Here is an 18,795-nt window from a genome sequence, read left to right on the forward strand (position 1 = left end):
CCCTCGTGCCCCTCGGCGCTGGCCTGCCTGCCCCCGGCTCTTAGTAGATGCGAACCAGCGGACGCTCGGGAACGCGGCGGTAACCGTCCTTCGCCACCTCAACGATCGAGAGCACGACGGCCGCGACGGCGATGACGGCGAGGAGGGCGAGAAGAACGAGCATGCGAGTGCCTTTCACAGGGTTGGACGCCGACGACCCCGGCGCCATTGCTCGTGTTCGGCAGTCTCATTCGATCAGGTTCAACTATTCAGCACAATCGCATACTTCTGCACTCAATATGTAGGCTGACTACATGGACGTCCAACGCCTCGAACTTCTCCGTGAACTGGCCGAACGCCACAGCATCACTGCTGTCGCCCGGGCAACCCACCGCACCCCCTCTGCCGTGTCGCAGCAACTGAAGGTGCTCGAGCGGGAGGCGGGCCTGCCGCTGACCGAGCGCAGTGGACGCGGCCTGGTCCTGACGGATGCCGGTCGCGCGCTGGCCCGCAGCGCGACGGATGTCGCGGTCGCACTGGAACGGGCCGGCGCGGTCTGGGACGAGTTCCGTCACCGCGCCACGGGAGACGTGAGCGTGGTGACCTTCCCCACCGCCGGCCAGATGCTGTTCCCCGGCGTGCTGAAAGAACTCGCCTCCGTCGAGGGTCTTGCCGTGCATGTCGCCGACATGGACCCTGAGTTGCAGGACTTTCCGGCGCTCACCGCCGACTTCGACATCGTCCTCGCCCACTCGATGCGCGGCCAGCTCACCTGGGGCGGCCGGGGCCTCACGGTGGTGCCGCTGATGACCGAGCCGCTGGACGTGGGACTCCCGGCCGATCATCGCCTCTCCGGCCGGGCATCCGTCGGTGCGGCCGACGTTGTCGGCGAAACCTGGATCGGCGTGCCGGAGGGTTACCCGTTCGAGCGGATCCTGCACGAGATCGAGCAGCAGGCCGGCGGCCGCATCGACGTGGTGCAGCGGATCTCGGACATCCGCATGATCGAAGCGTTGATCATGGCGCGCATCGGCATCGCGCTGGTCCCCCGGTACACCTCCGGTGGCAGCCAGCCGGGCAAGCTGGTGCTGAAACCGCTGCGCGGAGTGGACGCCGAGCGGCAGATCGTGGCCCTGATGCGCCCCGACCGCGCCGAACGGCTCGCCGTGCGCACGGTGGTGGAGGCGCTCCGCGCCCAGGCCACCCGGGTACAGGTTGAACACACCGCATCCGTCGCGTGAGCCGGGGTCTCGACAGGCTCGACCACCGCGGTGATCGAGCCTGTCGAGATCGTCAGTGGCTCTGCGGGAACCCGAGGTTGATGCCGCCGTGGCTCGGGTCGAGCCAGCGACTGGTCACGGCCTTCTCACGGGTGAAGAACGCGATGCCCGCCGGGCCGTAGGCCTTGGCGTCGCCGAATGCCGATTCCTTCCAACCGCCGAAGGAGTGGTAGGCCACCGGCACCGGGATCGGCACGTTGATGCCGACCATGCCGACCTGCACCTCGTGCTGGAAGCGCCGGCCGGCGCCGCCGTCGTTGGTGAAGATCGCGGTGCCGTTACCGTAGCGCCCCCGATTGATGATGTCGAGGCCCTCCTCGTAGCTTTCCACGCGCACCACCGACAGCACCGGCCCGAAGATCTCGTCCTGGTAGACCGCTGACTCGGTGCTGACCTTGTCGAACAGCGTGGGTCCCAGCCAGAAACCGGATGCCTCGCCGTCGACCTCGACTCCGCGACCGTCGACGACGACATCCGCTCCGTCGGTGGTGGCGAGGTCGATGTAGGAGGCGACCTTGTCGCGGTGCGCCTCGGTGATCAGCGGCCCCATGTCGCAGCCGCGCATGCCGTCGCCGACCCGGAGCCCCTTCATGCGTTCGGCGATCTTCGCGATCAGGTCGTCGGCGACCGGCTCAACGGCCAGCACGACGCTGATCGCCATGCAGCGCTCACCGGCAGAGCCGAAGCCGGCATTGACCGCGGCATCGGCGGTGAGGTCGAGGTCGGCGTCGGGGAGTACCAGCATGTGGTTCTTCGCGCCGCCGAGTGCCTGCACCCGCTTGCCGTGGCTCGAGGCGGTCTCGAAGATGTACTTCGCGATCGGTGTGGAGCCGACGAATGAGATGGATTGCACGTCGGGATGGACCAGCAGGGCGTCGACGGCCTCCTTGTCGCCGTGGATGACGTTGAAGACGCCGGCGGGAAGGCCGGCCTCCATCATCAGTTCCGCCATCCAGTTGGCGGCTGACGGGTCTTTCTCGCTCGGCTTCAGGACCACTGTGTTGCCGGCGGCGATCGCGATCGGGTAGAACCACATCGGTACCATCGCGGGGAAGTTGAACGGACTGATGATGCCCACGACGCCGAGCGGCTGGCGCAGGGTGTAGACGTCCACGCCGGTGGACACGTTCTCCGAGAACTCGCCCTTGGCCAGGTGCGGCATGCCGAGCGCGAACTCCACCACCTCAATACCGCGGGCGATCTCGCCGAGCGCGTCTGCGGTGACCTTGCCGTGCTCGGCGGTGAGGATGTCGGCCAGCTCGCCCTTCCGTGCGTTCAGCAGCTCACGGAAGTTGTACATGATCGTCTGCCGTTTGGCCTGCGAGGTTTCGCGCCAGACCGGGAAAGCGGCCAGGGCGCTGGCGACGGCGGCGTCGACATCCGCCGTGCTGGCGAGTCGTACCTGCTTGGCGACGATGCCGCGGGCGGGGTTGTAGACGGGGGCGGTGCGGGTGGAGGAACCCTCGTGGTTGGCCCCGTTGATCCAGTGGTTGAGGACTTCGGTGTCGGTCAGGGTGTCGGTCAAAGTGTCAGTCATTGCTCTTCGATTCTGTGTGTTTCGGTGTGTCGGTAACGGGGTGCGAGATCAGCCCTGGAGATCCAGGCTGAGCACCGCGTCGTAGATGGCGAGGCCTTCTGCGACCTCGTCGTCGGTGATGATGCACGGCGGCACCACGTGGATGCGGTTGTCCTGGATGAACGGGAGGAGCCCGCGGCCGAGCAACTCGGCCTTGATCCGGCCCATCACCGCGGCACCCACTGGCGCGCGGGTGGCGCGGTCGGCGACCAGTTCCATCGCCCAGAACACCCCTTCCCCGCGGATTTCGCCGATGATCTGGTGCTTCTCCTGCAGCCGGGCGAGCCCCGGCCCGAGCACGTCGCTCCCGACCCGCGCGGCATTGTCGACGATGCCCTCGTCCTCCATCGCGTCGAGGGCACCGACGATCGACGCCATCGCCAGCGGATGACCGCTGTAGGTGAGTCCGCCGGGGAAGACGGTCTCGTCGAAGTCGCGGGCGATGTCGTCGGAGATGATCACGCCGCCGGTGGGGACATAGCCGGAGTTGACGCCCTTGGCGAAGGTGATCAGGTCGGGTACGACGCCTGAGCTTTCGAACGCGAACCAGCGGCCGGTGCGCCCGAAGCCCACCATCACCTCGTCGAGGATCAGCATGATCCCGTACCGGTCGCAGAGCTCCCGCACTCCGGCAAGGTAGCCGGGCGGCGGCAGGAGCACCCCGGCGGTGCCGGGCACTGACTCGATCAGCACGGCGGCGATCGTGGAGGCGCCTTCGCTCTGGATCACCCGTTCGAGGTGGTGCAGGGCGCGCTCGGATTCCTGTTCCGGCGTGGTCGCCCAGAACTCGCTGCGGTAGAGGTAGGGCCCGAAGAAGTGCACGTGGCCGCGGGCGAACTCGTTCGGCGCGCGGCGCCAGTCGCCGGTGGCGACGATCGCGGCGCCGGTGTTGCCGTGGTAGGAGCGGTAGTGCGAGAGTACCTTGTCCCGACCGGTGTGGAGGCGGGCCATCCTCATCGCGTTCTCGTTGGCATCCGCTCCGCCGTTGGTGAAGAAGACCTTGTTGAAGCCCTCAGGGGCGCGATCGGTGATGCGCCGGGCGGCCTCGCCGCGGGCCAGGTTCGCGGTGGCCGGGGCGATCGTGGCGAGGGTCCTGGCCTGTTCGATGATGGCGTTGACCACCGACGGATGCTGGTGGCCGACATTGAGGTTCACCAGCTGGCTGGAGAAGTCGAGGTAGATCTTGCCCGAATGGTCCCAGGCCCGGGAGCCCAGTCCCCCGGCGATCACGAGCGGCTTCAGTGCCGCCTGCGCCGACCAGGAGTGGAAGACGTGGTCGCGGTCGAGTTCGAGGGTGCGGGCGTCTTGCGCGCCGCCGGCGTCAAGCCAGGAGTCCGCGCTGATTCCGGCCTGTGTGGTTTCGTTCACGAATATCGTGTCTTTCTCTCGGAAACGGGTGGTGCGGTGTTGTGGGTGCTTCGCGCTGCGGATTCAGCCGCACGCTGTGGGCGTGCCATGCGCGCGTGCAAGGATCCGCAGCGCGAAGCGGTGGTGGTGGACGTCGCCGGTCAGTTGCCGCCCGCGTTGAGGGTGACGTCGATCGGCTTCCAGCCGGCGCCCTTCACGTCGACGCCTTCCTTGGTGAGCTCGTCGAGGGCCTTCTGCACGTACGTGTTCGAGTACGCCGTCTTCGGCGGGTCCTTCGTGATGATGGTGGCGCCGGTCTCGTTCTTGGTGTTCATCGCGATGTCGACCGTGTTCTTCCAGGCGGTCTCGTCGATCAGCCCGACGCCGTTGGTCGACGGGAAGATCAGCTTGCTGACCTCGTTCGTCATCCACAGCTGGTGGCTCTGGCCGAGGGTGGACCCGGCGGCGGTGACGATCTTGGCCGCGTCCTCCGGGTGGTCTGCGGCGTAGATCCAGCCCTTGATCGAGGCCTTGATGAACTTCACCGTGGTGTCGGCGTAGTCCTTGTCAGACGCCAGCTTGTCGGCGTTCGCCCAGATCGCATCCTGCAGCATGGCCGTGCCGACGTCATTCCAGTTGATGACGTTGAGTTCGTCCGGCTGGTAGAGCTTGCCGGTAGCCGGGTTCTTGCTCTCCAGCACCTGCGCATACTCGTTATAGGTCATCGCCTGGGCGGCGTCGATGTCACCGGAGAGGAACCCGGTCATGTCGAACGCCTGCTGCACCAGGTTGATGTCGCCGACCTGGACGCCGGCCTTCTGCATGCCGGCGAACAGCTCCCACTCGTTGCCGAAGCCCCAGCTGCCCACGTTCTTACCCTTGAGGTCGGCCGGCTTGGTGATGCCCTTGTCCTTGAACGAGATCTGTGTGGTGGCGCTGCGTTCGAAGATCTGGGCCACGTCGGTGATGTTGGCGCCCTGCTCGATCGAGCCGAGCACCTTCGGCACCCAGGAGATCGCGTAGTCGACGTCGCCGGAGGCGAGGACGTCCTGCGGAACGATGTCCGGTCCGCCTTCCTGGATCGTGACATCGAGCCCCTCGTCCTTGTAATACCCCTGGTCGAGGGCGGCGTAGTACCCGGCGAATTGCGCCTGGGCCACCCACTGCAACTGCAAGGTCACCGGGGTGGAGGAGGCAGACCCGGAATCGCTGCCGCCGCCGGAGCCGCCGGACCCGCCGGTGCTGCATCCGCTGAGGACAAGGGCGCTGGCGGCGGCGAGCGCGCCCGCCGTTCCCAGCCATCGTGTGCTGTGTTTCATGTGTTCCTCCTTGCTTGGCCGTTCGTGGGTGCTGCCTGCTTGTGGTGCAATCGGTCCGCTCCGCGCGTGCGGGGTGGAAACTATCCGCCGTGGCGGCGGGTGGCCAGCTTCTCCAGGCCGAGCGCTGCGCAGTAGAAGACGAGCCCCAGGATGATGGAGCCGAGCACGTACGCCCAGGCCAGCCCGTAATTGCTGCTGGCAGCGGATGAGGTGATCGCCCGGCCGAGGCCGCCGACCGGACCACCGAAATACTCGGCAATCAGCGCGGAGATGACCGCGAGCGACGACGCGATCCGAAGTCCCGTGAAGACGAACGGAAGGGCGGTCGGCAGGGTCACCGTGCGGGTGGCCTGCCACCGTGTCGACGCGTACGACCGCATCAGGTCGCGGTGCACCGGGCGCACCTGGCGGAGCCCCTTGAGCGTGTTGAAGTAGACCGGAACGAACACGGCCAGCCCGGCCACGATCTGCCGGGCCGTCTCGGCGCCGGCGCCGAACATCGTGTACAGCACCGGGGCGAGGGCCACGATCGGCACCACCGCAAGCGAGGCCACGATCGGCGCGGCCAGCCCGTCGACGACCCTGACCAGCGCCGCGACGATGGCGGCCAGGATGCCGAGGATCGTGCCGATGACCAGTCCGACCAGGGCGTTCCAGCCGGTGACGGCCATGCCGGCGACGACGTTGTCGATATTCGCGGCGAACTGCTGGCCGATCTGCACGGGGCCGGGGAGGATGAACGGCTTGATATCGAGTGCGCTCACCGCGCCCTGCCACAGCAGCACGGCGACGATGCCGAGCAGGACCGGCGCGACAGCGGTACGAACCAGCGATCCTTCCCTCATCGTGTCTCGACCCCCCGCACACCCACCGGAGCGTCACCGTGCAGCAGTTCCCGCACGGCACTGACCGCCTGGAAAAAGGACTCCTCCTCGCGGAGGTTCTCGCCGCGGGCGCCGGTCTCGCCGAGCCTGACGTTCAGGACGTCACGGATGCGACCGGGTCGCGGCGACATCACCACCACCCGGTCGGAGAGGAACACCGCCTCCGGGATCGAGTGGGTGACGAAGACCACCGCGGCACTGGTCTCCCCGCAGATTCGCACCAGCTCGTTCTGCATCCGCTCCCGGGTCATCTCGTCGAGCGCGCCGAACGGTTCATCCATCAGCAGCAGGCTGGGACTTTCGGCTAGTGCCCTGGCGATGGCGACGCGCTGCTGCATGCCGCCGGAGAGCTCGTCCGGGTAGTGCCCGGCGAAGTCGGTGAGGCTGACCAGTTCGATGAGCTCGCGAACGCGCGCCTGCCGGGCCGACTTGCCGGCTCCGTGCAACTCCAGCGGCAGTTCGATGTTGCCCGCGACGGTGCGCCACGGCAGCAGCCCCGCCTGCTGGAATGCGATGCCGTACTTCTGGTTGATCCGCGCCTGCCGGGCCGAGGTGCCGAAAACCCGGATGTCCCCGCTGCTCGGACTGTCGAGGTCGGCGATCAGGCGCATCAGGGTGGACTTGCCGCATCCGCTCGGGCCGATCAGTGAGACGAACTCGCCGGGAGCGACCGTGAGGCTCACGTCGTCGAGCGCGGTGACGGTGGCGCCTTTCTTGCCCGTGAAGATCCGGCTCACACCGTTCACTTCCACGGCGAGCGCGCCAACGGCTCCGGCCGCTTCCCGGCCTGCTGGTGCGGTTTCAGTCATGCTGCAACTTCTCCCCTGCGGAAACGACGAAGGAACAGGCCGATCAGGCCCACGAATGCGGCGGCGACGAGACCCACCAGGACGGATCCGAAGATGGGTGCCCAGGGCTTGCCGGGGTCACCACCTGCCGAGCCGGCGTACTCCACGATCAGCCGCCCGATACCGCCGCGGAGCCCGATCGACACCTCTGCCACCACGGCGCCGATGACAGCGGATGCCGCCGCCAGGCGGAGCGCGGGCAGCAGGTACCCGACGCTGGCCGGCAACCGCAGCCGCCACAGGGTCTTCCACCAGCCGACGGAGTAGCAGCGCATCAGGTCGACGTGGGCGGCATCGGGTGATGCGAGGCCGCGCAACGCGCCGATCGAGACCGGGAAGAACGCGAGGTAGGACGCGATGAGCGCCACCGACATCCAGTTCTCCCAGTCGAATGCGCCGAAGTGGATCTGAGCGCCCCACCGCCGCACCAGGGGGGCGATTGCGATCAACGGCACGGTCTGGCTCAGGATGATCCAGGGCAGCACCGCCGATTCGGCGAGCCGGAACCGCTGCATCAGCAGCGCCAGGGCCATGCCGACGCTCACCCCGACCAGCCAGCCGACCGCCGCGATGCCGAGGGTGAACAGTGAGGCCTGCAATACGGCCTGCCACATCGGGAGGGCGTTCGTCGCGCCGGTGACCGGTTCGAGCACGCGGGCGAACATCGTCCAGACGTGCGGCATCGCCAGGTCCGTGGTCCGCGGCAGGACCGTGAGCGTACCGACGACCACGCCGTCCTTCGGACCGAGCAGCTTGTACAACTCCCACACCGCGGCGAGCGCCACCACGCCCAGCGCGCCCACCAGCATCCGTCGCGCTATGGTTCCCTGCTCGCGCTGCGGGTCTCTGCGGCGCGCGTTCAGGGTTTGGCCGCGCGAAGCGGTGGGGGCGACGGATGCCTGCGTCATGACTTCGCCAGGATGTGATCGGACATCGCGGGGATCACCGTCTCCCCGTACACGCGGAGGGTCTCCTCCTTGTTGTCGTGCTGGAGGTAGCCGGCGAACTGGTCGACACCGATGGCCTTGAGCTTCTGGAGTTTCTCGATGTGCTGCTCCGCGGTGCCTAAGAGGCAGAACCGGTCGACGATCTCGTCGGGCACGAACTGGGTGTGGGTGTTCCCGGCCCGGCCGTGTTCGTTGTAGTCGTAGTCCGCGCGACCGGCGATGTAGTCGGTCAGCGCCGTGGGAACGTTGGAGTCTGCGCCGTATTTCGCCACGATGTCGGCCACATGGTTGCCGACCATCCCGCCGAACCAACGGCACTGGTCGCGCATGTGCGCCACCGACTCCGGGGTGTCTGGACCGATGTACATGGGTGCGGCCACGCAGAACTTGACGGACAGCGGGTCGCGCCCGACGGTGGCCGCGGCGTTCCGCACCGTCGTGATCATCCACTCTGCGATGTCGAGGTCGGCCAGCTGCAGGATGAACCCGTCGCCCACCTCCCCGGCGAGCTTCAACGCCAGGGGTCCGTACGCCGCGACCCAGACGTCGAGGCTGGAGCCGTGGCTCCAGGGGAACTGCAGGGTGGCGCCGTTGTACTCCACAGACCGGGAGTTCGCGAGCTCACGGATGACGTGGACCGACTCCCGGAGGGTCTTCAGCGTCGTGGGTTCGCCGCCGGTGACCCGCACCGCGGAGTCCCCCCGGCCGATGCCGCAGATGGTGCGGTTGCCGTACATCTCGTTGAGGGTCGCATAGGTCGATGCGGTCACGGTCCAGTCCCGCGTGGCCGGGTTGGTGACCATCGGGCCGACAATGACCTTGCGCGTCTCGGCGAGGATCTTGCTGTAGATCACATATGGCTCCTGCCAGAGCAGGTGCGAATCGAAAGTCCAGACATGGCTGAATCCGTGGTCCTCGGCCAGCCTGGCCAGCTGCACGGTGCGCGCCGACGGCGGGTTGGTCTGGAGAACTGCTCCAAAATCCATGCGCTGTCCTGTCTAGATCAGGTATTGGCTCAGGCCGCGTTTGACGTACTTGCCGTCGCCCTTGGTGCCGAGGTACTGGTTGTTGTCGATCACGACCTTGCCGCGGGAGATGACGGTGTCGACGTGGCCGTCGATCTCGAATCCCTCCCAGGCCGAGTAGTCCATGTTCATGTGGTGGGTCTTGTCCACACCGATCGAGGTGTGCCCGGCAGGGTCATAGACGACCACGTCGCCGTCGGCGCCGGGCTGGATCACACCCTTCTTGCCGTACATGCCGAACATCCGCGCGGGCGTGGTTGAGGTCACCTCCACCCAGCGTTCGAGCGAGATCTTCTTGTCGACCACACCCTGGTAGAGCAGGTCCATCCGGTGTTCGACGGAGCCGATTCCGTTGGGGATCTTCGAGAAATCGCCGATCCCCATGTCTTTCTGGCCCTTCATGCAGAACGGGCAATGGTCTGTGGAGACCATCTGGATGTCGTTCGTGCGCAGGCTCTGCCACATGTGGTGCTGGTGGCCCTCCGCCTTCGAGCGGAGCGGCGTCGAACACACCCACTTGGCGCCCTCGAAGTCGCCCCACTCCGCGCTCTGGGCACCGAGCTGCTCCTCCAGCGACAGGTAGAGGTACTGCGGGCAGGTCTCGCCGAAGACGTTCATCCCCCGGTCGCGGGCCGCGGCGATCTGGTCCACCGCCTGCTTGGCGGACACGTGCACCACGTAGAGCGGCGCGCCGGTGAGGTCGGCGATCATGATCGCGCGGTGGGTGGCCTCCTCTTCGGCCTGCCACGGGCGGGTGAGCCCGTGGAAGTAGGGCGAGGTGTTGCCGGCCTCGAGCGCCTGCTTGACCAGCACGTCGATGATGGCGCCGTTCTCGGCGTGCATCATCATCATCGCGCCGTTCTGGGCGCCCTTCTGGAATGCGCGCAGGATCTGTCCGTCGTCGGAGAGGAAGATGCCCTTGTAGGCCATGAACAGCTTGAAGCTGGTCACCCCCTCGTCGATGAGCTCATCCATCGCTGTGAGCGAGGACTCCTGCACATCGGAGAGGATCTGGTGGAAACCGTAGTCGATCGCGCAATTGCCCGCCGCCTTCTCGTGCCACAGCTTGTACTGGTCGAGCACGTTCTGGTCGGGGTACTGCACAATGAAGTCGACGATGCTGGTGGTTCCGCCCCACGCGGCGGCGCGCGTGCCGGTCTCGAACGTGTCGCTGGCGTTGGTGCCGCCGAACGGCATCTCCATGTGGGTATGGGCGTCGATGCCGCCGGGAATCACGTACTTGCCTGCGGCGTCGATGACCGTGTCCACGTTGTTCTCCACGTCGAATCCGAGCAGGGTTGAGCCGGGGGCGAGCACGGCGGCGATTGTCTCGCCGTCGATCAGCACGTCGGCGCGGCCTTGCCCGGTGGAGTTGACGATGGTGCCGTTCTTGATGAGGGTTTTCATGACGGCCCTTCGTTACGGCTGCGGGATCGACGTGTAGGAGTCCGGACGGCGGTCACGGTAGAACTGCCAGTCGTCGCGGACCTGCCGGATCATGTCGAGGTCGAGGTCTCGGATGACGATCTCCTCGGAGTCGCCGCTGCCGTATTCCCCGACGATGTTGCCCTGCGGATCGGCGAACTGGCTGTTGCCGTAGAAGGTGACGGCGAGGTCGCCGTACTCGTTGTCCTCGGTGCCGACCCGGTTGGGCGCGGCGACGAAGTAACCGTTGGCCGCGGCGGCGGCCGGCTGCTCGAGCTGCCACAACCGGTTGGAGAGGCCCGGCTTTGTCGCATTGGGGTTGAACACGATCTGCGCGCCGTTCAGGCCCAGTTCACGCCAGCCCTCCGGGAAGTGGCGGTCGTAGCAGATGTACACGCCGACCGGGCCGACGGATGTCTCGAACACCGGGTAGCCGAGGTTGCCCGGCCGGAAATAGAACTTCTCCCAGAACCGGTCGAGGTGCGGGATGTGGTGCTTCCGGTACTTACCCAGGATTGTGCCGTCAGAATCGACAACGACGGCGGTGTTGTAGTAGACCCCCGGCATGTCCTCCTCGTAGATCGGCAGGACCATCACCAGGTTCAACTCCTTGGCCAGGGCGGCGAACCGTTGCACGATCGGTCCGTCGGCCGGCTCCGCGTACGAGTAATACTTCTTGTCCTGCGTGATGCCGAAATACGGGCCGTAGAACAATTCCTGGAAGCAGATGATCTGCGCGCCATCAGCCGCAGCGTCCCGAGCGAACTGCTCGTGCTTTGCGATCATCGATTCCTTGTCACCCGTCCACGTGGTCTGGGTGATTGCGGCTCGAACTACGGTCATTTGTTGCCTCCACACTCTGCATTGTCAATTGCACGCTCGGCGCTGAGCTAGGGAGTGCAGCGCCGAAATGAGTTTCAGTCGAACGGGACTGCGTTGTCCGGTTTTGTTATTATTCGACGTAAACATTTCTGATGTGTTTCTGTTTATGACGCACGCGTTAATCATCCTGTCGGGCAGATCGGGTAAGGGCAAGAGATGATGCAGACTTTCCTCGACGAAATCGAGCACCGCACCCCCGCCGGGATCGCGGCGGCGCTCGGGCGGATGATCACCTCAGGTCGCCTGGTCGCCGGCGACCGGCTGCCGACGGTGCGCGAGTTCGCCGTCGCCCTCGCTGTCAGTCCGGCCACGATCAGCCACGCCTGGCAGGCACTGGGTTCCGTCGGACTGATCGTGTCGAAGGGCAGGAGCGGCACGTTCGTGCGCGACCAGGCGCCGCATTGGCTGCCGGCCCGGAGCCAGTCGATGGCAGGAAGCCTGCAGCAGGCTCGGATCGACCTGTCCAGGGGCACCCCGGATCCGGAGTTGCTTCCCGAGCTCGGCCCCGCACTCTCCCGGGTCTCGGAGCGCGCCGTCACCCCGAGCTACCAGGACCTGCCGGTGATCCCAGAGCTGCTGGCGCTCCTGGCGAAGTCCTGGCCGTACCCGGTGGAATCCATCACCGTCGTGGACGGTGCGCTTGACGCCATCTCCCGCAGCCTCGAGGCGGTCACCCGGTTCGGCGACCGAGTGATCGTCGAGAGTCCGGGTTTTCCGCCGTTCTTCGACCTGCTTGACCAACTGGGGGTGGAACGGCTGCCCGTCGCGGTGGACGAATTCGGCATCGTGCCGGAGTCGTTCGCCCAGTCACTCGCCCTGGCGCCATCCGCCGTGATCCTCCAGCCGCGGGCACAGAACCCCACCGGTGCCTCCATGCCGGCCGAGCGCGCTGCGGAACTCGCGCGCCTGCTGCAGAAGCACAAGCGCACCGCCGACACGGTCGTCATCGAAGACGACCATTCCGGCGAGATCAGCATCGCCCCCGACGTCAGCCTGGGCACCTGGCTGCCGGAACGGGTACTGCACGTGCGGAGCTTCTCCAAATCGCACGGCCCCGACCTCCGGATCGCCGCGCTCGGTGGACCGGCCTCCTTGGTCGACCCGATCGTTTCCCGGCGGATGCTCGGTCCCGGCTGGACCAGCCGGATGCTGCAAAAGATCCTGCATGACCTCCTCACCGACCCGGCCAGTGTCACCCGGGTCAGCGAAGCCCGGCACATGTATTTCGCCCGGCAGAAAGCGCTCGCCAACGCCCTGAACGGCTTCGGCCTGCCCGTTCGACAGGCGGACGGCATCAACACCTGGTTGCCGGTCGCCGACGAGCGCGACGCCATCGTGCAATTGGCGGCGTCCGGCATCCGCGTCGCGGGCGGCTCACCGTTCTTCGCGTCCTCGCCGGGGGACCCGGCCGCTGCCGAGTCGTTCGTCCGCGTGACGGCCGGAGCGCTGCGCGACGACGTGGTGCCGGTCGCTCGAGCCCTTGCCGCCGCTGCCCTGCCCCAGGCGCCCGGGGTCCACACCCTCGAAACGCGTTGGGCCTAGGATTGCGGTGACCGCCGGTTGGCTCTGACCGGATGCGCCGTCCCGGCTTTGGGAGGCAGGTCGCGTGTTCGCCGCCCCTCGCGCGGCATGCCCCACCTCGTGCCGTCCCGCCCCACGCCCGGCCTGCCCCGTGTGTTTTCCGGGCGGCGCGACACATCCGCACCACAGTCACGCACCCCGTCACGCACCCCGACACGCACCACTGTCGCGACCTGAATCGAGAGCCATGCGCCACCGAACCACCTCTGTTCTGACCATCGCCGGCACACTGGCGGCGGCGACCGCCCTCCTGCTCGGTGGCTGCGCGGCCGCGGTGCCTGCGGCCCCCACGCCGACAACGACCGGCGCGGCACGAACCGGGTTCCCGGTCACGCTCGACAACTGCGGCACCCAGGTCACGGTGCCTGCAGCACCGCAGCGGATCGTCACGGTCAAGTCCTCGACCACCGAGCTCCTGCTCGCGCTCGGCCTCGGCGACCGCATTGTCGGCTCGGCGTTCCTTGACGGGCCGCTGCCGGAGTCGCTCGCCGCGTCACTCGCCGCGCGCGGTGCGAAGCTCAACGTGATCAGCGACTTCCTGCCCAGCCGGGAGGCTGTCCTCGCCCTCGCACCCGACTTCGTTTACGGCGGCTGGGAGTCCAACTTCACCGCCGACGGTGTCGGCGAGCGGGACGCCCTGGCCGGCATCGGCGTCGGCAGCTACGTCTCCCCGGCCGCCTGCAAGGGCGACGGCTACATGCCAGACCCGCTCACCTTCGACACCGTCTTCGACGAGATCCGCCAGGCCGGGGATATCTTCGGCGCCCGGGCAACCGCCGCCACACTGGTGGCCCAGCAGCAGGCGGATCTCGCGGCTCTGGTCCCCCTCTCCGGTAAGCCGACCGCCCTCTGGTATTCCAGCGGCACCGACACCCCGTACGTGGGCGCAGGAATCGGCTCGCCGGAGATGATCATGAAGGCAGCCGGCCTCACGAACGTCTTCGCCGGCGTGCACGACACCTGGACCTCGGTCGGATGGGAGTCGGTCATCGCCGCCGATCCGGACGTGATCGTGCTGGTGGACGCCACCTGGAATACCGCAGCCGCCAAGATCGCGACCCTGGAGTCCAACCCGGCCACGCAGAATCTCACCGCCGTGAAGCACAAGCGGTACATCGTGCTGCCGTTCGCGGCGACAGAAGCAGGAATCCGGAACGTCGAGGCCGCGGCATCCGTCGTCGAACAGTTCGACGCGTTGTCCCCGGCAAGCGCCAGGTAGCGCGGATGGGGCGGAGCGGGTATGGCGGCTGGCTCTCGGCCATGGTCATCCTCCTGGCTGTTGTGGTCGGTGTTGCTGTGACGATCGGGCCGGCAGCGGTATCGTTAGCGGATGTCGTCGGCAGCATCGCCGGTCACCTCGGTTTCCCCGGGGCCGGCACGGTGGCGCCGCTCACCGACTCGATCGTCTGGCAACTGCGCCTGCCGCGCGTGCTCACCGCCGCCGCCGTCGGCGCGGGACTGGCGGTGAGCGGCGCAGTGATGCAGAGCATCACCCGCAACCCGCTCGCCGACCCGTACCTTCTGGGCCTCTCCTCCGGGGCCTCGCTCGGTGCAGTCTGCGTGGTCATCCTCGGTCTCGCGTTCGCACTGCCGGCCGCCGCGTTCCTGGGCGCGCTGGCGGCCCTGGTCGCCACCCTCAGCGTGGCCCGGGTGGGCGGCACGATCACGCCGTCCCGCGCGGTGCTCTCCGGCCTCGCCGTCGCCCAACTGGCTGCCGCGGGTACCTCCTTCATCATTTTCTGGTCGGCCAAGGGCGATTCCTACCGGGAGATCCTCAACTGGCTGCTGGGGTCGGTGGCGGGAGCCTCGTGGGGCAGCGTCGCCATCTCCGCCGGCGCCCTCGTGGTGGTCGGAACGGGGATCGTGCTCGCGGCCACCCGTCTGGACGCGTTCGCATTCGGAGACACCGCCGCAACATCGCTCGGCATCAACGTCAACGTCACGCGGTGGGCGCTGCTCGGAGCGGTCGCCCTCCTGACCGGCGCCATGGTGTCGGTCAGCGGGTCAATCGGCTTCGTCGGCCTGATCCTGCCGCACCTGGTGCGCGGCCTGAGCGGCCCCGGCCACCGCCGTCTCCTTCCCCTGGTAGCCGTTGTCGGCGCGATTTTCCTCGTCACCGCCGACACTCTGGCCCGCACTGTGTTCGACCCGCGCGAGCTGCCGGTCGGCATCATCACGGCGTTCATCGGCGTTCCGGTGTTCATCGTGCTGATCAAGCGGAGGCGGTCGGCAGCATGGGCGTGATCCTGTACGGTGTCTCGCACTCCATCGACGGCCAATCGGTCCTCCGCGATATCTCGACGACCATCCCGCACGGCGCCGTCACCGGCCTCCTCGGCCCGAACGGCGCGGGAAAGTCCACCCTGCTGCGCCTGATCGCCGGTATCGAGAGGCCCACAGCAGGCTCGGTCTCCCACGACGGGGTCCCACTGATCTCGCTCCCGCGGCGGCTGGTCGCCCGACGCGTCGCCCTGCTCGAGCAGAATGCCGCCCCGGCGTCTGAGCTCACCGTGGAGCAGGTGGTGCTGCTGGGCCGAATCCCGCACCGAAGTCGCTTGCTCGGCAGCTTCGATCGGGACGAGGACCGGCGCATCGTGACCGAGCAGCTCGCCGCGGTGGGTGCGAGCGGCCTGGCCGACCGCACCTGGCACACTCTCAGCGGGGGCCAGCAGCAGCGGGTGCAGATCGCTCGCGCCCTTGCCCAGCAGCCGAGCCTGCTGCTGCTGGACGAACCCACCAACCACCTGGACGTCAGCGCGCAACTGTCGCTGCTCGATCTCGTCGGCAGCCAGGTGCGCGGGCTCGGCCTGACCGGCGTCGCCGCGATGCACGACCTGAACCTGGCGGCAGCCTATTGCGACCACGTGCTGCTGCTTGACGACGGCGAGCTGGTGGCCAGCGGAACCCCGGATGAGGTACTCCGGCCGGAAACGATAGCGGCCGTATACGGGGTCGACTGTGACGTGATCCCGCACCCGCGCGGCGGGCATCCGTTGATCGTGTTCTCGCCGGGCCACACCCGAGGGGCGGACGACAGGCAGTGAGCATCGGGCAGATGAAGAAGATCACCGTGCTGGCCGGCGGCGTCGGCGGCGCCCGCTTCACCCGCGGCCTGCTGCACCGGCTGGCCGCTTCGCATCCGCGCGCCGAAGTGACCGTCATCGTCAACACCGGCGACGACCTGTGGCTGAACGGGCTGCGGGTCTGCCCCGACCTCGACACCGTCATGTACACCCTCGGCGGCGGCATCAACGAGGAGTGGGGATGGGGGCGGGCCGGCGAGTCCCGCCGCACCTCGGAGGAGATCGGCGCCTACGGCCGGGGGTGGTCGTGGTTCACCCTCGGCGACCTCGACCTCGCCACCCACATCGTCCGGACCGACCTGCTGCGCACCGGCGCAACCCTGAGTGAGGCGACTGCGCTGCTCTGTGAACGCTGGCAGCCGGGCGCCCGCCTGCTGCCGATGAGCGACCAGCCGGTGGAGACCCACGTGCGGCTGGAAGCGGATGTCGACGAGCACCACGCCGGGGACCTGGTCCACTTCGAGGAATGGTGGGTGCGGTACCGGGCCCACGTCGAGGTCACCGAATTCATCCAAGTCGGCCTGGCCGAGGCGACGGCGGCGCCCGGCGTGCTGGACGCGATCCACAGCGCCGACCTGGTCGTGATCCCGCCGTCGAACCCGGTCGTCTCGGTGGGCACCATCCTCGCCGTGCCCGGCATCCGTGAGGCACTCCGGCGCACACCGGCGCGGGTCGTCGGGGTCTCCCCGATCATCGGGGGGTCCGCCGTCCGCGGCATGGCGGACCACTGCCTGCGCGTCATCGGCGTCGAGACGTCGGCCGCCGCCGTCGGGCTGCACTACGGGTCAAGGGAGTCCGGCGGCCTGCTGGACGCCTGGCTGGTGGACGAAACGGATGCCGCCGCCCTGCCTGCGCTGGACGCCGCCGGCATCCGCGCAACGGCCGTTCCGCTCTGGATGCACGACGTGCCCACCTCTGCCGCCATCGCGGCCGAAGTGCTCGCGATCGGCGCTGAGCGCTGACCGACCTGGGTTGCCGTCGCTCGTCTGCACTGAGGTACGGATAAAGCACCTTCGTTCGGTTCGGGAACGTGTCTTATCCGTACCTCAGCGAGCACACAGCCCGCGGGCGCGAGGGTCAGCCCGCGAAATCCGCACTGCGGGCGATCAGCGCGCTGGTGTGCGGCCCGACGCCGAGGTGCAGCGCCTCGGCGAGGTCCCCCACCGTGTCGACGTCGCGGCGAATAGATGCTCCGCGCGGCATATTCAGTACCACATGCCCGGCCGCTTCGTGCGCGGCCCGCGAGCCGGTGCCGAATCGGGGCACCGCGGGAACCCCGGCGCGCGCCAGGAGGACCGTGGTGCCGGTGCCCTCCTCATCCGGCACCATCGACAGTTCGTGGGCGCCGGCCAGTCCGAGGGCCGTCTCGATGTCCGCCCGGGTGAGTGCCGGGAGGTCTCCGGTGAAAATGGCCACGTGGGCGTCGGGGTACGCGGCGACCGCGGCATCCGTCGCCTGCCTGATCGCCCCGTTCAACGGGTCGACGCCGCCCGCGGGTGGGGACTCGGTGAGGACTTCGGCACCGAGCGCCGTGAGCCGGGGAGCAAGCGACCCATCAGCCGTCACCACGAACACGCGCGCGATGACAGAGGCCGAAAGCAACGCGCTCACGGTGTCGATCGCAAAGGCGTCAGCCAGTTCTGCGCGGGCGGGGTGATCCCCGAGCCGGCTCTTGGCGGCGGGAGACCCCTTGACCGGGACGATGGCGATCCAGCTCATGCTCCGGATCCAGGGAGTGGGGTGGCCGCCCGCGCGGCGGCCAGCCCCGCGGCGAAACCATCGGCGTGCCCATCGGCGAACCCGGCCAGTTTCCCCTCGGCAAACCCTTCGGCGTGCGCCTCCGCCGTGCCGAGCCGGAACATGTCGGTCGCTCCCGCCCGCTGCAGGAGGCGGGCTCCGAGCCGGTCCTGGCCGCCCTGGCCGGCCTGGCCGCCCTCCGCCTCCAGGTCGCCGACCAGCCTGCCGAGCCCGCGCACCACGGCCACCGGGTTGCCGCTGGTCTTCCCCTTGACCAGGTCGGCCGCCCCGGCGACCTCGTCGGCCACCGCCGCGACCGTCACGTCGAGACGGCGTCCGAATGCATCCGCTGTGCCGCGGAGGTCGTCGAGCACGGCGACCCCGGCTGCCCCGATCGCGATGTCGGTCTGGCCCTCCCGCCAGGCCCGCCCCGCGGTGTCCGTGACCAGCACCCCGAGCCGGAGCCCGGTGCGTTCGCGCAGCCGCGCGCAGAGTTCCCGCGCCGACCTATCGGGATCCACCGGCAGCAGCAACACGTACCCGTCTGGTGTGTTGCTGGCGTCCACTCCCGCAGCGGCCATCACCAGGCCCTGCCGGTTTTCGACGATGCGCGTGACCCCGAACGGATGCTCCCGGGTCGCGACCACGCGCACGGTCTCGCCGTCGATGGCCTGCTCGCGGTCGGCGGCGGCGACCAGGCGCCCCTCCGCCTTCGACACGATCTTGCTGGTGACGGCGAGGATGTCGCCGTCCCGGAGCAGCGGGCCGTCGGCATCCGCCGCACGGCCCGGAGAACCGGCGGCCGCGCCCAGGATCAACTCGGCGAGGTCGTCCCCCGCCGTGATCTCCCCGATCCCCTCCAGCACGAAGACTTCGAGCATG

At 68.1% G+C, this 18,795-nt stretch carries 18 protein-coding genes; 6 read left to right on the top strand and 12 right to left on the bottom strand.

What is annotated here, in order from left to right:
• Positions 1–40 precede the first annotated feature (40 nt).
• Positions 41–163 (bottom strand): hypothetical protein, encoded by a 123-nt coding sequence (locus tag AB4Y94_RS05855; RefSeq protein ID WP_441726031.1) that lies wholly within the window; start codon positions 161–163, stop codon positions 41–43.
• Between the two features lie 130 nt (positions 164–293).
• On the opposite strand from AB4Y94_RS05855, the gene AB4Y94_RS05860 reads away from it, so the two are divergent.
• Positions 294–1,220, top strand: coding sequence for a LysR family transcriptional regulator (locus AB4Y94_RS05860; protein WP_441726034.1), 927 nt, complete (start codon positions 294–296; stop codon positions 1,218–1,220).
• A gap of 52 nt (positions 1,221–1,272) precedes the next feature.
• Here AB4Y94_RS05860 and AB4Y94_RS05865 read toward each other — a convergent pair whose 3' ends face one another.
• The 9 genes from AB4Y94_RS05865 to AB4Y94_RS05905 all read right to left on the bottom strand — a co-directional run bounded on the left by AB4Y94_RS05865 (position 1,273) and on the right by AB4Y94_RS05905 (position 11,473).
• Positions 1,273–2,796: a CoA-acylating methylmalonate-semialdehyde dehydrogenase gene (locus AB4Y94_RS05865; protein WP_441726037.1), complete on the bottom strand. Its 1,524-nt coding sequence runs from the start codon at positions 2,794–2,796 to the stop codon at positions 1,273–1,275.
• A gap of 48 nt (positions 2,797–2,844) precedes the next feature.
• A complete protein-coding gene (locus AB4Y94_RS05870) occupies positions 2,845–4,179 on the bottom strand; it encodes an aspartate aminotransferase family protein (protein ID WP_441726678.1) in 1,335 nt (444 codons plus the stop codon).
• 164 nt (positions 4,180–4,343) lie between these two features.
• On the bottom strand, positions 4,344–5,501 hold the full coding sequence (locus AB4Y94_RS05875) for an ABC transporter substrate-binding protein (protein ID WP_441726040.1): 1,158 nt from the start codon (positions 5,499–5,501) through the stop codon (positions 4,344–4,346).
• A gap of 80 nt (positions 5,502–5,581) precedes the next feature.
• A complete protein-coding gene (locus tag AB4Y94_RS05880; RefSeq protein ID WP_441726043.1) occupies positions 5,582–6,346 on the bottom strand; it encodes an ABC transporter permease in 765 nt (254 codons plus the stop codon).
• Positions 6,343–7,194 (bottom strand): ABC transporter ATP-binding protein, encoded by an 852-nt coding sequence (locus tag AB4Y94_RS05885; protein WP_441726046.1) that lies wholly within the window; start codon positions 7,192–7,194, stop codon positions 6,343–6,345. Before AB4Y94_RS05885 ends, AB4Y94_RS05880 begins: the two co-directional genes overlap by 4 nt.
• Positions 7,191–8,141, bottom strand: coding sequence for an ABC transporter permease (locus AB4Y94_RS05890; RefSeq protein WP_441726049.1), 951 nt, complete (start codon positions 8,139–8,141; stop codon positions 7,191–7,193). The genes AB4Y94_RS05885 and AB4Y94_RS05890 overlap by 4 nt, the downstream gene beginning before the upstream one ends.
• Entirely contained in the window at positions 8,138–9,166 is a 1,029-nt protein-coding gene (locus AB4Y94_RS05895) for a TIGR03842 family LLM class F420-dependent oxidoreductase (RefSeq protein ID WP_441726050.1), read from the bottom strand. The genes AB4Y94_RS05890 and AB4Y94_RS05895 overlap by 4 nt, the downstream gene beginning before the upstream one ends.
• Positions 9,167–9,178: 12 nt before the next feature.
• Positions 9,179–10,612: a dihydropyrimidinase gene (gene hydA / locus AB4Y94_RS05900; protein ID WP_441726052.1), complete on the bottom strand. Its 1,434-nt coding sequence runs from the start codon at positions 10,610–10,612 to the stop codon at positions 9,179–9,181.
• A gap of 12 nt (positions 10,613–10,624) precedes the next feature.
• Positions 10,625–11,473 carry a nitrilase-related carbon-nitrogen hydrolase gene (locus AB4Y94_RS05905; protein ID WP_441726055.1) on the bottom strand — a complete coding sequence of 283 codons (849 nt, stop codon included), beginning with the start codon at positions 11,471–11,473 and terminating at the stop codon, positions 10,625–10,627.
• 195 nt (positions 11,474–11,668) lie between these two features.
• Between AB4Y94_RS05905 and AB4Y94_RS05910 the strand changes: the two genes are divergently transcribed.
• The 5 genes from AB4Y94_RS05910 to cofD all read left to right on the top strand — a co-directional run bounded on the left by AB4Y94_RS05910 (position 11,669) and on the right by cofD (position 17,138).
• A complete protein-coding gene (locus AB4Y94_RS05910; protein ID WP_441726058.1) occupies positions 11,669–13,054 on the top strand; it encodes an aminotransferase class I/II-fold pyridoxal phosphate-dependent enzyme in 1,386 nt (461 codons plus the stop codon).
• Between the two features lie 226 nt (positions 13,055–13,280).
• Positions 13,281–14,312, top strand: coding sequence for a putative F420-0 ABC transporter substrate-binding protein (locus tag AB4Y94_RS05915; RefSeq protein WP_441726061.1), 1,032 nt, complete (start codon positions 13,281–13,283; stop codon positions 14,310–14,312).
• Positions 14,313–14,317: 5 nt separating this feature from the next.
• A complete protein-coding gene (locus AB4Y94_RS05920; RefSeq protein WP_441726064.1) occupies positions 14,318–15,337 on the top strand; it encodes a putative F420-0 ABC transporter permease subunit in 1,020 nt (339 codons plus the stop codon).
• On the top strand, positions 15,328–16,137 hold the full coding sequence (locus tag AB4Y94_RS05925) for an ABC transporter ATP-binding protein (protein WP_441726067.1): 810 nt from the start codon (positions 15,328–15,330) through the stop codon (positions 16,135–16,137). Before AB4Y94_RS05920 ends, AB4Y94_RS05925 begins: the two co-directional genes overlap by 10 nt.
• Positions 16,138–16,148: 11 nt before the next feature.
• On the top strand, positions 16,149–17,138 hold the full coding sequence (gene cofD / locus AB4Y94_RS05930) for a 2-phospho-L-lactate transferase (protein ID WP_441726069.1): 990 nt from the start codon (positions 16,149–16,151) through the stop codon (positions 17,136–17,138).
• Positions 17,139–17,253: 115 nt separating this feature from the next.
• On the opposite strand, the gene cofC is transcribed toward cofD, so the two are convergent.
• A complete protein-coding gene (gene cofC / locus AB4Y94_RS05935) occupies positions 17,254–17,895 on the bottom strand; it encodes a 2-phospho-L-lactate guanylyltransferase (RefSeq protein WP_441726072.1) in 642 nt (213 codons plus the stop codon).
• Positions 17,892–18,794, bottom strand: a complete 903-nt coding sequence (gene cofE, locus AB4Y94_RS05940; protein WP_441726681.1) for a coenzyme F420-0:L-glutamate ligase — start codon at positions 18,792–18,794, stop codon at positions 17,892–17,894. Before cofE ends, cofC begins: the two co-directional genes overlap by 4 nt.
• Position 18,795 lies beyond the last annotated feature (1 nt).

Source organism: Glaciibacter sp. 2TAF33, from assembly GCF_052114945.1.
Taxonomy (GTDB): Bacteria; Actinomycetota; Actinomycetes; order Actinomycetales; family Microbacteriaceae; genus Cryobacterium.

Excerpts from the sequence above, each read along its gene's own strand:
- AB4Y94_RS05880 (WP_441726043.1), bottom strand. The coding sequence starts at position 6,346 with ATGAGGGAAGGATCGCTGGTTCGTACCGCTGTCGCGCCGGTCCTGCTC.
- AB4Y94_RS05925 (WP_441726067.1), top strand. The coding sequence starts at position 15,328 with ATGGGCGTGATCCTGTACGGTGTCTCGCACTCCATCGACGGCCAATCG.
- AB4Y94_RS05875 (WP_441726040.1), bottom strand. The coding sequence starts at position 5,501 with ATGAAACACAGCACACGATGGCTGGGAACGGCGGGCGCGCTCGCCGCC.
- hydA (WP_441726052.1), bottom strand. The coding sequence starts at position 10,612 with ATGAAAACCCTCATCAAGAACGGCACCATCGTCAACTCCACCGGGCAA.
- cofD (WP_441726069.1), top strand. The coding sequence starts at position 16,149 with ATGAAGAAGATCACCGTGCTGGCCGGCGGCGTCGGCGGCGCCCGCTTC.
- AB4Y94_RS05855 (WP_441726031.1), bottom strand. The coding sequence starts at position 163 with ATGCTCGTTCTTCTCGCCCTCCTCGCCGTCATCGCCGTCGCGGCCGTC.
- AB4Y94_RS05865 (WP_441726037.1), bottom strand. The coding sequence starts at position 2,796 with ATGACTGACACTTTGACCGACACCCTGACCGACACCGAAGTCCTCAAC.
- AB4Y94_RS05860 (WP_441726034.1), top strand. The coding sequence starts at position 294 with ATGGACGTCCAACGCCTCGAACTTCTCCGTGAACTGGCCGAACGCCAC.
- AB4Y94_RS05895 (WP_441726050.1), bottom strand. The coding sequence starts at position 9,166 with ATGGATTTTGGAGCAGTTCTCCAGACCAACCCGCCGTCGGCGCGCACC.
- cofC (WP_441726072.1), bottom strand. The coding sequence starts at position 17,895 with ATGAGCTGGATCGCCATCGTCCCGGTCAAGGGGTCTCCCGCCGCCAAG.
- cofE (WP_441726681.1), bottom strand. The coding sequence starts at position 18,794 with ATGCTCGAAGTCTTCGTGCTGGAGGGGATCGGGGAGATCACGGCGGGG.
- AB4Y94_RS05915 (WP_441726061.1), top strand. The coding sequence starts at position 13,281 with ATGCGCCACCGAACCACCTCTGTTCTGACCATCGCCGGCACACTGGCG.
- AB4Y94_RS05910 (WP_441726058.1), top strand. The coding sequence starts at position 11,669 with ATGATGCAGACTTTCCTCGACGAAATCGAGCACCGCACCCCCGCCGGG.
- AB4Y94_RS05885 (WP_441726046.1), bottom strand. The coding sequence starts at position 7,194 with ATGACTGAAACCGCACCAGCAGGCCGGGAAGCGGCCGGAGCCGTTGGC.
- AB4Y94_RS05905 (WP_441726055.1), bottom strand. The coding sequence starts at position 11,473 with ATGACCGTAGTTCGAGCCGCAATCACCCAGACCACGTGGACGGGTGAC.
- AB4Y94_RS05920 (WP_441726064.1), top strand. The coding sequence starts at position 14,318 with ATGGGGCGGAGCGGGTATGGCGGCTGGCTCTCGGCCATGGTCATCCTC.
- AB4Y94_RS05890 (WP_441726049.1), bottom strand. The coding sequence starts at position 8,141 with ATGACGCAGGCATCCGTCGCCCCCACCGCTTCGCGCGGCCAAACCCTG.